The organism is Azospirillum sp. BE72 (genome assembly GCF_031455875.1).
In the GTDB taxonomy this organism is placed as follows: Bacteria; Pseudomonadota; Alphaproteobacteria; order Azospirillales; family Azospirillaceae; genus Azospirillum.
Genome location: NZ_JAVDTO010000001.1, coordinates 452,220 through 465,021, shown reverse-complemented (window position 1 = coordinate 465,021; position 12,802 = coordinate 452,220). Strand labels below are relative to the sequence as shown.

Sequence of the window (12,802 nt, the reverse complement as noted above, 5' to 3'; positions counted from 1 at the left end):
AGCGATCATGGCCGACAGGGGCCGCGAACCGGGCCACCCCCCGCGTCAGGCGTCGACGCTCTCCTCGGAGGATGTGCGCGCCTATCTGCGGAGCCACCCGGACTTCCTGGCCCAGAACGCCGATCTGGTCCACCACCTGACTCCGCCGTCGGTCGACCGCGGGCGTGGGGTGGTGGACCTCCAGGCCTTCATGGTCGACCGGCTGCGCGCCGAGGTCCGCACCCTCAAGGACCAGCAGCGCGAGTTGATCGGCACCAGCCGGGCCAACCTGAACAGCCAGAACCGCATCCATGCCGCGGTGCTGTTCCTGCTCGACGCCCAGAGTTTCGAGCAGCTGATCCAGACCATCACCACCGATCTCGCGGTCCTGCTCGACCTCGATGTCGCCTGTCTGGTCATCGAATCCAACGGCACCGACATTCCCCATGTCCACCGCTCCGGCGTGCGGGTGGTGGAGCCGGGCGCCATCGCCGAGCGGCTGGGCCGCGCCGACGTGGTGCTGAACACCGACATCCAGGGCGATCCGGAGATCTACGGCCCCGGCGCCGGCCTCGTCCGGTCGGAGGCGCTGATCCGCATCCAGGTCTCCAGCGAGACGCCCGACGGCCTGCTCGCCTTCGGCAGCCGCGAGCCCGACACCTTCCACAGCGGCCAGGGCACGGAACTGGTCGGCTTCCTCGCCCGCGTGATCGAACGGGTGATCCGCGGCTGGCTGGAGCTGCCGGCGTGAGCGAGCCTGTTTTGGGGTTTTCCGCCAAGCCCGACGTTCAGGACGTGCTGGCCCACTGGCGGCGCTGGATGGAGAGCGAGAAGGCGGTCTCCCGCCACACCCTGTCGGCCTACACCGCCGACGTGGGCGAGTTCCTGCGCTTCCTCACCGAATTCCGCGGCGGCTCGCCGCCTTCGCTGAACGACCTGGGCGACCTGAAGGCGGCGGATTTCCGCGCCTGGATGTCCAGGCTGGCGATGGACGGTCTGGTCGGGGCCAGCCGGGCGCGCAAACTGGCGGCGGTGCGCAATCTGTTCCGCTGGATGGACCGCAGCGGTCGCCTGCACAATCCCGCCGTCGCCACGCTCGCCACGCCGAAGGTCAAGCGCCCGGCCCCGCGCCCGCTGACGGAGATCGACGCCGACCGCCTGCTGGAGGAGGCCGAGCGCGACCGCGAGGAGCCATGGATCGGCAAGCGCGACCGCGCCCTGTTCACCCTGCTCTACGGCTGCGGCCTGCGCATTTCGGAGGCGCTGGGTCTGCCCCGAAAGGACGCGCCGCTGGGCGACACGCTGCGCGTGACCGGCAAGGGCCGCAAGGACCGCATGATCCCCGTCCTGCCGGCCGTGACGGAGGCGGTGCGCGCCTATCTCGACGCCTGCCCCTTCACGCTGGCCCCCGACGGCCCGCTGTTCGTCGGCACCCGCGGCGGCCGGCTGAACGCCAGCGTGGCCCAGCACCAGATGCAGAAGCTGCGCGCCCTGATGGGCATGCCGGACAGCGCCACCCCGCACGCCCTGCGGCATAGTTTCGCGACCCATCTTTTGGCGGACGGCGGCGACCTGCGCGCCATCCAGGACTTGCTCGGCCACGCCTCGCTTTCCACAACCCAGCGTTACACGGATGTGGAGAGCGAGCAGCTGATGAACGTGTACCGCAACGCCCATCCTCGGGCACGGAAGGCCTGACCGGCGCCGGATTGCGCAACCGGATCAGCATATTCCAGTATGTTGCCCAACGTCTGGCCGAATTCACCATCGAAGCATTCGCGGGCACGCTGCAAACCGCGTAACAATCAGACTGCCGCAATCACTTTGACATCAATCAAACGCATTCTGCATAATGCAGAACATCCAATAATAATGATTATCAAAATCTCTGTGGCTCTGAGACTTTTGTATAGGATATCGGCGGCCACCCCTTACAAACCGTTATCGGTTGCTTAACATTTGACTTTGTTAATGTTAACCCGGCGCGAAGCTCACGCGGGGGAAACCGACATGCAAATAAAATCAATCCAATCGAAGATATCCATCCTATCGGGACTTTGCTTGGCAGGCACGGTTGCCGTACTCGTCGGTTTCGGAATCCTGTCGACACGCTCCAGCAACGATTTCGTCACGGACAACGTGGAGCGGATTCTTGAAAGCAAGACGACGGAGTCGCTTCAGAATCTCGCAGCCACCCAGGCCGGCCTTCTGAGGTCGGAGTTCGACACCGCGTTGAACGCCGCCCGGACCATGGCCGCCAGCTTCTCCAGCCTCGCCGATGGCAGCGCGGGCGGCCATGTCCCGTCCGACCAGCGCCGCGACGCCTTCAACGGTGTGCTTCTGTCGGTCCTCAAGCAGAACCCGCTGTTCAATGGCACCTATTCGGCATGGGAGCCCAACGCTCTCGACGGCCGGGACGAGGAGTTCCGCAACCGCCGCGAAACCGGAACCGACGCCACCGGCCGCTTCATTCCCTATTGGAATCGCGACCGGAACGGCCACATCGCCATGCAGCCCCTGGTCGAGTATGACAGCCGCGAGCGCCATCCCAACGGCGTCATGAAGGGCGGCTGGTACATCGGCCCGCAGGAGAACGGGCGTGAAAGCGTGCTCGACCCCCTGCCCTACATCGTGCAGGGCAAGCAGGTCTTCCTGGCGACCCTCTCGGTGCCGGTGGTGATCGACGGCAAGTTCCGCGGCGTGGCCGGTGCCGACTTCAACCTCGACTTCGTGCAGCAGCTGTCGACCAAGGTCAGCGCCGCCGTGTTCGACGGCCGCAGCCAGGTGGTCATCATCAGCAACATGGGCCTGATCGTCGCCCACAGCGCACGGCCCGATTTGATCGGTCAGCCGATTTCCACCTTCGACGCCTCGTGGCAGGCCGATCTGGCGAATGTCCAGGCCGGCAAGGCCCATGTCGATATCGAAGCCTCCACCAACATGCTGCGCAGCTTCGCCCCCATCACCATGGGCAACACCGAAAAGCCGTGGGCGGTGCTGGTCCAGGTGCCGAAGGACATCGTGCTGGCCGACGGCATGGCGCTGTCCTCCGCGCTCGGCGAGCGTGCCAATTCCAACATCCTGTGGCAGATCGCCGTCGGCGCCCTGGTCGCGCTTGGCGCCGTCGCGGTGATGTGGGTGGTCGCCGGCGGCGTCGCCCGGCCGATCCGCGCCAGCGTCGCCTTCGCCGAGGGCATCGCCGCCGGCCGCTTCGACCAGACGCTCGATATCCGCCAGTCCGACGAGGTCGGCGCCCTGGCCGACGCCCTGCGCAAGATGCTGGCCGACCTGAAGCGGATGATCGATCAGCGGGCGGAGGATCAGGCCAAGGCCGACGCCGAACGCCGTGCCGCCATGCTGCAGCTGGCCGACAATCTGGAAGCTCAGGTGATGAATGTCGTGGACGGCGTCGACCGTGCGGCCCAGTCGATGACCGGCACCGCCCAGACCATGACCGCCAGCGCGACCCAAACCAGCCAGCAGGCCGGCGTGGTCGCCAACGCCTCCCAGGATGCCAGCAGCAACGTCCAGACGGTCGCCAGCGCCACGGAAGAGCTGTCGGCTTCGATCCAGGAGATCGGCGAGCGGGTCAACCGCTCCGCCCAGATCGCCCGCGAGGCGGTGGAGGCTGCCCAGCAGGCCAACGGACAGGTCCTCAGCCTGACCGAGGCGGCGGAGAAGATCGGCACGGTGGTTCAGTTGATCCAGGACATCGCCAGCCAGACCAACCTGCTGGCGCTGAACGCCACCATCGAGGCCGCCCGCGCCGGTGAGGCCGGCAAGGGCTTCGCCGTGGTGGCGCAGGAGGTGAAGAGCCTCGCCAGCCAGACCGCCCGGGCGACGGAGGACATCGCCGGCCACGTCAGCGGCATGCAGCGCGTCACCGACGAGACCGCCAGCGCCATCAAGGGGATCGGCGGCATCATCGCCCAGATCGACGAGATCTCCACCGCCATCGCCGCCGCGGTGGAGGAACAGGGATCGGCCACCGCCGAGATCGCCCGCAACGTCCAGCAGGCCGCCAGCGGCACCCAGGAAGTGACCAAGACCATCGCCGACGTCCGCAGCGCCGCCGTCGAGGCAGGTCATTCCGCCGAGAACGTCCTGTCCGTCTCCGGTGAGCTCGCCAGCGATGCCGGCCGTCTGCGCAGCGTGGTGAACGGCTTCCTGTCGACCATCCGCGCGGCCTGACCGCCCGAGCGGAGCCGCGAAAACCAAAAGGCTCCCCCGCCGGACAGCGGGGGAGCCTTTTCGTCGTTACGGACCTCGCGGACCGCAGATCAGGTCTGCGGAGGATCAGATGTGCAGCGGACGCCCGTCCACCGCCAGCGCCGCTTCCTTGACCGCTTCCGACAAAGTCGGGTGGGCGTGGCAGGTGCGGGCGACGTCCTCGGCGGACGCGCTGAACTCCATGGCCAGCACCAGTTCGCCGATCATCTCCGACACGTTCGGGCCGATCATGTGGACGCCCAGCACCTGATCGGTGGAGGCATCCGACAGGATCTTCACGAAGCCGTCGGTGTTGCCGCCGGCACGCGCGCGGCCGTTGGCGGTGAACGGGAATTTGCCGGTCTTGTAGGCGACGCCCGCGGCCTTCAGCTGCTCCTCGGTCTTGCCGACGGCGGCGACTTCCGGCCAGGTGTAGACGACGCCGGGGACGAGGTCGTGGTTGACGTGGCTCTTCTGGCCGGCCAGCTGCTCGGCCAGCGCCACGCCCTCTTCCTCGGCCTTGTGGGCCAGCATCGGGCCTTCCACCACGTCGCCGATGGCGTAGATGCCCGGCACGTTGGTCTGGAAATGGTGGTCGATCTTGACGCGGCCGCGCTCCAGCTCGACGCCCACCGCCTCCAGGCCGAGGCCCTCGGTGTAGGGACGGCGGCCGATGGCGACCAGGACGGTGTCGGCCTCGATGGTCTGCGCCTCGCCGCCGGCGGCAGGCTCGACCGTCAGGGCCACGCCGGTCTCGGTCATCGACGCGCCGGTCACCTTGGTGCTCAGCTTGAAGTCCATGCCCTGCTTGGCGAAGATGCGCTGGGCCTGCTTGGACAGCTCGTTGTCCATGGTCGGCAGCACGCGGTCGAGATACTCGACCACCGTCACCTTGGCGCCCAGCCGGCCCCAGACCGAGCCCAGCTCCAGCCCGATCACGCCGCCGCCGATGACGACCAGATGCTTCGGCACCTCCGGCAGCGACAGGGCGCCGGTGGAGGACACCACGCGCTTCTCGTCGATGGCGATGCCCGGCAGCGGGGTCACGTCCGAACCGGTGGCGATGACGATCGCCTTCGACGCGGTGATGGTGCCGACGCCATCGACCTCGACGGTGTTCGGGGCGGTGATCTTGCCCGCACCCTTCAGCCAGGTGACCTTGTTCTTCTTGAACAGGAACTCGATGCCGCCGACATTGTCCTTAACGACCTTGTCCTTGTGGGCCAGCATGCCCGGCAGGTCCAGCTCGACGCCGCCGACCTTGATGCCGAACTTGGCAAGGCCGCGGGCCGCTTCCTCGAACTTCTCCGACGCCGCCAGCAGAGCCTTGGACGGGATGCAGCCGACATTCAGGCAGGTGCCGCCCAGCGTCCCCCGCTTCTCGACGCAGGCGACCTTGAAGCCGAGCTGCGCCGCGCGGATCGCGCAGACATACCCGCCGGGGCCGCCGCCGATCACAACGACGTCAAAAGTGCTTTCAGCCATGAGAGGCTTTCCTTTCGCCATTCTTGCTCGTTGCCAAAAGCCGTCCCATCCAGCGGGGAGGGCGCGCGGAATAATCCGCGGGGCGATTTATGCCCGCGCTCACGCCCGGTGGCAACGGGACACTTCGTCTCTGCAAGCAGGGTCGCCTAATGGACGAGGTCAGAACCCAAGGTCGCGGTACAGCTCGGCCAGCGGTATGTCGAGGCCGGCGGTTTCCAGCACCAGCCGCCCCTCCTCCTCCAGCACCTCGGGTGCGGCGGGCCAGAGATTGTCGGAGTCGCGGCGATGCAGCTCCGCCCGGACGATCCGCGAGTCGAGGAACAGGATCTCCCGCACCGACGGCATGGCGGCATAGGCGTGCAACTTCGCCCGCTGCGCCTTCTCCTCCGTCGGCGACAGGATTTCCACCAGCAGCACCGGCGCCGTGGTGTAGGGGATCTCCGGATCGAAGGGCTCGCAGGTCACGGCGAGGTCGGCGACGCGGTAATTGTGTGTCGGGTCGAAATGCGGACGGACGCCGGCCTCCGACAGGGCGCGGCAGCGGGTTCCGTCCCGCATGCCCTTCTCCCGCAACGCATCGCGCAATGCGCCGCCCAGGGCGACCTGCAGGGTGCTGTGCGCCGGGCTTGAATGCGCCTGCCCCACGATCTCGCCATCGACCAGTTCGTATCGGGCATCGTCACGGAACTCCATGGCCAGGAATTCGTCGACGGTTGTCAGCGGGGTGAAGCGGCGGGCGAGCGGCATGGCTGTCTCTGATCCGGGCGCGACTTGCGGCAACATCCCGAATGTAATCCATCCCGGCGCTGAAGCGAAGGGCACCCCTTCTGCGCAAGGCCCCTCCCCCAACGGATCGGGAAACCTTTACGGCTCCGCTTGCGTTCCAGTGGACATCACACAGCCACCGCAACGGAGACCACCATGACCACCGTCAAGAAGTTCGCCCTGCTCGCCGTCCTGGGCACGCTGCTGGGCACCACGCTGGCCGCCTGCAACACCATGGAAGGGGCCGGCCAGGACGTGCAGGCCGGCGGCCGCGCCATCGAGCGTGGCGCCGACAACGTCCAGAAGAAGATGTGAGTCGTTAGCCAGGACGGCTCCGGAAACCGATCCACCCGGAGCCGACAATGAAAAAGCCAGGGGCCCCATGCGTTCGATCCGAACCGCATGGGGGCCCTGGCTTTGTTCGACGACCGCTTTGTTCGACGACCGGATTCGCGGTTCAGATCGATTTCCGACTTTCCGCGACCCGACTCAGCGGCTTCTGGCCTTGCGGGCGGCGTAGCGGGCGTCGCGGGCGGCTTTCGCCTCCGCGGCCGTCGCCACTTGGCGCTTGGCCTGCTCGGCAAGCTCCTGAACCGCCAGAGCCTCGCGGGCAGCCCGCTCGGCCTGTTCGGCCTGCAACACTTCCTGTTCGGCGGCCTTGCGGGCTTCGCGCGCTGCGTTGCGTTCAGCCTCGCGGGCCTCACGGGCGACACGGATGGCCAGCCGCGCCTCTTCGCGCTCGGCGAAGATCGGATCGTTCACCCCGGGCTGCGCCTTGAACTTTTCCAGCAGTGCCTTTTTCGCGCCGGCCGCCGCACTCAGACGCTCCGAAAGCCCTGCATTCTTAAAGCCGTTCATATCCATCCATTTCGTGAATTCGGTCGTGATTTGGCCGTGCCCGCAGGCAGGCCATCAAGCAAGTCCCGTATCGGGCAGGGCCACCAAAGGCGGCGATGCGGCGCCGGGGATCGGTGATCCCGGCTGCGGCGCTCCCGATTTCCGGTACGAAAAAGGGCGGCCGGAGCCGCCCTTCCTCTTCGAACCTGCTGCGCTCAGAGCGCGCGCAGGTTCTCGGCCGCAACCTTGCCGCGGCGCGGATCGCGAACAGCATCGAAGGACAGCTTCTGGCCTTCACCGAGGTTGTTGATCCCGGCGCGCTCCACCGCAGAGATGTGGACGAACACGTCGGCCGTGCCGTCTTCCGGCTGAATGAAGCCAAAGCCCTTGGTGGAATTGAAAAACTTGACGGTACCGATAGCCATGGGTCAGTTCCCTTCCTGGCGTTGCCCTGCGCGAGAGTGCGCAGGCGCATCAATTTCACTTCGGGGAAGAGACCCAAATCCGTGTGAGGGATCGGAATAACAAAGCCCAGAGCAACGTCGATCACCCATAGATGGGCCATGCATCGGCAGCTTACAAGTGACAATCGATACCGGCGGCGATGGCCCGCCGGATTGTCTCAGCTCTTCATGCGTTTGATGGTGTTGGTCGTGCTCTGGCCCTGGACCAGATCGGCCAGCACAACTTTGCCGCCATAGCTCTGGACGAAATCCGCTCCCACCACCGTCGCGATGGTGTAGTCGGCGCCCTTGACCAGCACGTCCGGGCGCAGCGCGCGGATCAGGGTTTCCGGCGTGTCCTCGCCGAAGATCACCACCAGATCGACGCAGCCCAGCGACGCCAGCACCGTGGCGCGCGCCGTCTCGTTCTGCACCGGCCGGCTGTCGCCCTTCAGCCGCTTCACCGATTCGTCGCTGTTCAGCCCGACGACCAGGATGTCGCAGGCCGCACGCGCCTGCTTCAGCAGCGAGATATGGCCGGGGTGCAGCAGATCGAAGCAGCCGTTGGTGAAGCCCACGCGCTTGCCGCGCAGCCGCCAGCGCTCCGCCCGCTCGGCCGCGGTGTCGCGGGTCGCCACCTTCTCCTCGCCCTGGCGCCACTCCTGCTCGTGCAGGCCGGCCAGCAGCTCGGCCGAGCGGACGACCGCGGTGCCGACCTTGCCCACCACGATGCCGGCGGCCAGATTGGCCAGCCGCGCCGAATCCACCAGATCGATCCCCACCGACAGCGCGGCGGTCAGCGTCGCCACCACGGTGTCGCCGGCACCGGAAACGTCGAACACCTCACGCGCCTCGGCCGGCAGATGCACCGCGTCCCCCGCCGTGACCACCGACATGCCCTGTTCGCTGCGGGTGGCGACGACGGCGCCGATGCCGCAAGTGGCGATCAGGTGGCGGGCGGCGGCGATCACCTCCTCGTCCGTCCGCGCCGGCAGGCCGGTGGCCTCCATCAGCTCCTTGCGGTTGGGCGTCACGATATCGGCGCCGCGATAGCGGCGGTAGTCGCGCCCCTTGGGATCGACCACCACCGTGCGGCCGGCCTCCCGGGCGGCGGCGATCACCGCCGTCACCAGATCGTCGGTCAGCACGCCCTTGCCGTAGTCGGACAGGATGACGCCGCCCACGTCGGGCAGCAGTTCGCGCACCCGTTCCAGCACGCGGTCAGCGACGGTGATCGGCACCACCGTCTCGATGTCCGTGCGCAGAAGCTGCTGCTGGCCGGCGATGAAACGGGTCTTCACCGTGGTCTGGCGCCCGTCCTCAACGACGATTGCGCCGTCGCTGACGCCCTCGCGCCGCAGCAGGGCCAGCAGGTCGGTGCCGATGCCGTCGCGCCCGACCACCGAGACGAAGCGGCAGGCCGCCTCCAGCGCCACGAGGTTGGCGGCGACATTGCCGGCGCCACCCAGCTTGGGCACATCGCGGTCCACGCGCAGGACAGGGATCGGCGCCTCCGGCGACACCCGGTCCACCGAACCATAGACGAAACGGTCGAGCATCACGTCGCCAAGGCACAGCACGTTGGCGCGCGACAGACAGTCGATGTGACGGGCAAGGTCGCTCATGGCGCCTGTCTTACCAACGCCAAAGCGGTAATGCCAGCGGATCGGGGCCTTGGCGGGGGTGACGCTCGTTTGTCACCGTCGTAGGATGGCGTTCCTGCAACACACGCCCCGTCCCTCCGCCCATGCCCCGCCCCACCGTCGCGACCAGCCTGTCGGCCAAGCTGCTGGTGCTGACCATCCTGTTCGTGCTGCTGGCGGAGGTGCTGATCTACACCCCCTCCATCGCGCGTTTCCGCATGAGCTACCTTGAGGAGCGGCTGGCCGCCGCCCACATCGCGGCCCTGTCGGTGGAGGCCGCCCCCGACCTGATGGTGACGAAGGAGCTGCAGGCGAAGCTGCTGGCCTACACCGGCACCCATGTCATCGACCTGATCCAGCCGGGCGCGCGGGTCTACATGCTGTCGCGCCCGATGCCGCCGCAGGTCGATGCCGTGTACGACCTGCGCACCACCGGCATGGGCATGCAGATCGTCGATGCCGGCCACGCTCTGTTGCTGGCCCTGGAAGGCGCCTTCGGACCGCCGGGCAACCGGGTGATCCGGGTGATCGACCGCTCGCCCAACGACCCCGTCCAGCGCGTCGAGGTGACGATGGACGAGCGACCGCTGATCGACGCGATGGTGGAGTTCTCCCGCCGCATCCTGGCGGTGTCGGTCGCCATCTCGCTGATCGCGGCGCTCCTGGTCTATTTCACCCTGCATGCGCTGCTGGTGCGGCCGATGCGCCGGCTGACCGCGGAGGTCGTCGCCTTCCGCCGCGACCCCGACGGCGCCCCGCCCCTGGTGCCGGGTACCCGCGCCGACGAGATCGGCGTGGCGGAGCGCGAGCTTGCCGCCATGCAGGGCACGGTGCGCGCGGCGTTGCGGCAGCGCGAACGGCTCGCCACCCTGGGCACCGCGGTGGCGAAGATCAACCACGACCTGCGCGGCATCCTCTCCACCGCCTCTCTCCTGTCGGAACGGCTGACCGAGAGCACGGATCCGGAGGTGCGGCGGGTGACGCCGCGGCTGGTCGCCTCGCTGGATCGTGCGGTTGAGCTGTGCGGCCAGACGCTGTCCTTCACCCGCGACGGCGTCCTGCCGTTGTCGCCTGAAGCGGTCGACCTGCACCGCGTGGCGGATGAGGCCGGCGCAGAAGTGCTCGCCACCGTCCACCCCGACGGCGGACGGGTCGAAGCGGAGTGGATCAACGACATCCCCGCCGGCACGCCGGCGCCGGTGGATGCGGCACAGCTTGGCCGCGCCCTGATCAATCTCGGCCGCAACGCGGTGCAGGCCGGCGCCGGCCGGGTGCGGATCGCGGTCGAGGTCGAAACCGAGGCCGGGGCCGGGGCCGGACCCGCGGGCCTGCTGACCCTGACTGTCGCCGACAACGGCCCCGGACTGGCGCCGCGGGCACGGGAAAACCTGTTTCACCCCTTCGCCGGATCGGCCAGGGCCGGCGGGATCGGACTCGGCCTCGCCATCGCGCGGGAGGTGCTGCGCGCCCATGGCGGGGAGTTGCGGCTGGTGCGCAGCGATGCGACCGGAACGGTCTTCGCGCTTGACATACCGCAAGGCAACAAGGAAACCGATCCGGTAGATGTTGCAGGGCACAAGTCGTTTGTGTCGCATTGATTCCGCGGGTTCCGTCCCGCAGAATCCCTTCAATGACGAAGCGTTCGCGGGAAGCCCGGCGGGGCGGGAGGCGGGCGCTTTCCCTCCACCAACGCCTTGTTCTGAAAGGACTTCGCGACGTGAAAGCCTTCTCCTACTGGATCAATCCCATCCTCGCCGGCCTCATGGCTTTCGTCGGCCTCCTCGCCTCCTCGCGCGCGGCGGACGACGCATTCGCCATCGGTGGCCTGATCGTCTTCCTCGGCTGCGTGCTTTTCATCTTCGCGTCGATCGGCCGTTATTTCGACCGCATGGGCTCCGCCCACTGACCGTACGGGCTCCGATCTGCGGAGTCCCGACAGTCGACGCGAAGGCTGGAGGGCGTAAGCCCAACAAAGCGGGTGCCACATGACACACAGCATGGCATGGGACCCTGACGCCTTCGCGACGCTCGATGTCCTGCGCCGCCGTCCCGTCATCGACCTGACGGCGGCGCTTCCCTCCTCCTTCTCGCCGCGCTCGGTCGTCGATCTCGGCTGCGGCGCCGGGCAGCTGTCCCGGCTGCTGGCGGCGCGCTGGCCCCAGGCCGACGTTCTGGCGGTCGACCATTCGCGGGCGATGCTGCGCTGGGCCGCCGACACGCCGTCGCCCGTGCGCTACCTCCACGCCGATCTGGCGGTCTGGCGTCCGCACTGGCCGACGGATCTCGTCATCTCGGCCGGCGGGCTTCAGCATGTGGCCGGGCATGACCGGCTGTTTCCCGAACTGCTGCAATCGCTCGGCCCCGGCGGCGTGCTGGCCGTCGCCCTGCCCCGCCCGCAGGACCAGACCACCCACAGCCTGCTTCTGGAAACCGCCGCCGACGGGCCCTGGGCGGACCGGCTGCATGGCGCTTGGCCCGCGGCTCCGCTGACCGAGGGCCGGGGTTACGATGCCCAGGATTATTACGACTGGCTCGGCCCGGAAGGAGCGTCCATCGAGCTGTGGGAGACCGAGTATTTCCACGTCCTCGACGGCGACGTTCCGCTTCTGCAATGGCTGCATCAGGCGGCGCTGGCCCCGGTGATGGATCGCCTGACCGGTCCCGAACTCGACCGCTTCCTCGCCGCCTACCGCCGCCGCCTGGAGGCCGCCTATCCGGAGCACTCCAGCGGCAACACGCTGATCCCGACCAAATGGCTGTTCGTGGTGGTGCGGGTGTAGGGGAGGCCGCATGCAGCCCCCTTCTCTCAAACCCCGTCGATGTAGCTCAGCAGCGGTTGCCAGTCGCCGCGATGCTCGGCAGCGCGCTTGCCCGGCATGTCGAACAGGCTGAGGCCGCTTTCGGCCGCATCGGCATAGATCTGGCTGTCGCGCAGGCGGGTCACCACCTGATGGCCGATGCCGCCCAGGAAACGGTCCAGCCGGTCGGCGGCCCTGGTGCGGGCGCGCATGCGGTTGCCGACCACCGCCACCGTGGTCTTCTTCTTGGCGATGCGCTTCAACTCATCGAGCTTGGTGAGGAAGCGCTGGGTGGCCTGCTCGTCGAAGGCGCCGGGAAGCACCGGCAGCACGACGACGTCGGCCATCTTCACCAGATCCTCGATCTGCTTGGTCTTCAGCGCGGCGGGCGCGTCGATCACCAGCCGCTTGGTGCCACGCGGCGCATCGGAGAAGTCCTTGGCCCAGTCGAGCCCGACCAGGTTCGGCGCCTGTCCCGGCCGGCGTTCCAGCCAGCCGAGCGAGGAGTGCTGACGGTCCACGTCGGCCAGCACGGTGGGCAGGCCCGCCGCGGCGGAGGCGGCGGCGAGATGGGTGGCGACGGTCGTCTTGCCGCAGCCGCCCTTGATGTTGGCGACGAGGATGGTCAGCATGGGGCCGGACT

General features: G+C 67.9%; 13 protein-coding genes. 7 read left to right on the top strand and 6 right to left on the bottom strand.

The features are described 5' to 3' along the window. The first annotated feature begins 7 nt into the window (after window positions 1-7). The 3 genes from J2Y49_RS02295 to J2Y49_RS02285 all read left to right on the top strand — a co-directional run bounded on the left by J2Y49_RS02295 (window position 8) and on the right by J2Y49_RS02285 (window position 4,170). Window positions 8-730, top strand: coding sequence for a DUF484 family protein (locus J2Y49_RS02295; protein WP_310111765.1), 723 nt, complete (start codon window positions 8-10; stop codon window positions 728-730). Then, window positions 727-1,677: a tyrosine recombinase XerC gene (locus tag J2Y49_RS02290; protein WP_310111763.1), complete on the top strand. Its 951-nt coding sequence runs from the start codon at window positions 727-729 to the stop codon at window positions 1,675-1,677. The genes J2Y49_RS02295 and J2Y49_RS02290 overlap by 4 nt, the downstream gene beginning before the upstream one ends. Before the next feature lie 312 nt (window positions 1,678-1,989). After that, the gene (locus J2Y49_RS02285; RefSeq protein WP_310111761.1) at window positions 1,990-4,170 is read left to right on the top strand and encodes a methyl-accepting chemotaxis protein; all 2,181 of its coding nucleotides are present in this window, start codon (window positions 1,990-1,992) and stop codon (window positions 4,168-4,170) included. A gap of 105 nt (window positions 4,171-4,275) precedes the next feature. On the opposite strand, the gene lpdA is transcribed toward J2Y49_RS02285, so the two are convergent. Both lpdA and J2Y49_RS02275 read right to left on the bottom strand, forming a co-directional pair. After that, window positions 4,276-5,673, bottom strand: coding sequence for a dihydrolipoyl dehydrogenase (lpdA, locus tag J2Y49_RS02280; RefSeq protein ID WP_310111760.1), 1,398 nt, complete (start codon window positions 5,671-5,673; stop codon window positions 4,276-4,278). Window positions 5,674-5,832: 159 nt separating this feature from the next. Further along, window positions 5,833-6,420, bottom strand: coding sequence for a Uma2 family endonuclease (locus tag J2Y49_RS02275; protein WP_310111757.1), 588 nt, complete (start codon window positions 6,418-6,420; stop codon window positions 5,833-5,835). Window positions 6,421-6,594: 174 nt separating this feature from the next. Between J2Y49_RS02275 and J2Y49_RS02270 the strand changes: the two genes are divergently transcribed. Then, window positions 6,595-6,753, top strand: a complete 159-nt coding sequence (locus tag J2Y49_RS02270) for an entericidin A/B family lipoprotein (RefSeq protein WP_014248797.1) — start codon at window positions 6,595-6,597, stop codon at window positions 6,751-6,753. Between the two features lie 174 nt (window positions 6,754-6,927). Here the strand turns inward: J2Y49_RS02270 and J2Y49_RS02265 are convergent, their stop codons facing one another. The 3 genes from J2Y49_RS02265 to rfaE1 form a co-directional block, all read right to left on the bottom strand. Then, the gene (locus J2Y49_RS02265; RefSeq protein WP_310111753.1) at window positions 6,928-7,296 is read right to left on the bottom strand and encodes a DUF6481 family protein; all 369 of its coding nucleotides are present in this window, start codon (window positions 7,294-7,296) and stop codon (window positions 6,928-6,930) included. A 194-nt stretch (window positions 7,297-7,490) separates the two neighbouring features. Further along, window positions 7,491-7,700, bottom strand: a complete 210-nt coding sequence (locus J2Y49_RS02260; protein WP_194909781.1) for a cold-shock protein — start codon at window positions 7,698-7,700, stop codon at window positions 7,491-7,493. Between the two features lie 197 nt (window positions 7,701-7,897). Beyond that, window positions 7,898-9,343, bottom strand: a complete 1,446-nt coding sequence (rfaE1, locus tag J2Y49_RS02255) for a D-glycero-beta-D-manno-heptose-7-phosphate kinase (protein WP_310111749.1) — start codon at window positions 9,341-9,343, stop codon at window positions 7,898-7,900. Between the two features lie 122 nt (window positions 9,344-9,465). On the opposite strand from rfaE1, the gene J2Y49_RS02250 reads away from it, so the two are divergent. The 3 genes from J2Y49_RS02250 to J2Y49_RS02240 all read left to right on the top strand — a co-directional run bounded on the left by J2Y49_RS02250 (window position 9,466) and on the right by J2Y49_RS02240 (window position 12,141). Continuing rightward, window positions 9,466-10,959, top strand: a complete 1,494-nt coding sequence (locus J2Y49_RS02250) for a HAMP domain-containing sensor histidine kinase (protein WP_310111746.1) — start codon at window positions 9,466-9,468, stop codon at window positions 10,957-10,959. Between the two features lie 32 nt (window positions 10,960-10,991). After that, the gene (locus J2Y49_RS02245; RefSeq protein ID WP_310111745.1) at window positions 10,992-11,267 is read left to right on the top strand and encodes a hypothetical protein; all 276 of its coding nucleotides are present in this window, start codon (window positions 10,992-10,994) and stop codon (window positions 11,265-11,267) included. A 91-nt stretch (window positions 11,268-11,358) separates the two neighbouring features. Next, window positions 11,359-12,141, top strand: a complete 783-nt coding sequence (locus J2Y49_RS02240; RefSeq protein ID WP_310111743.1) for a methyltransferase domain-containing protein — start codon at window positions 11,359-11,361, stop codon at window positions 12,139-12,141. A 26-nt stretch (window positions 12,142-12,167) separates the two neighbouring features. Here J2Y49_RS02240 and J2Y49_RS02235 read toward each other — a convergent pair whose 3' ends face one another. Further along, window positions 12,168-12,791 (bottom strand): ParA family protein, encoded by a 624-nt coding sequence (locus J2Y49_RS02235; protein ID WP_310111740.1) that lies wholly within the window; start codon window positions 12,789-12,791, stop codon window positions 12,168-12,170. Window positions 12,792-12,802: the final 11 nt, after the last annotated feature.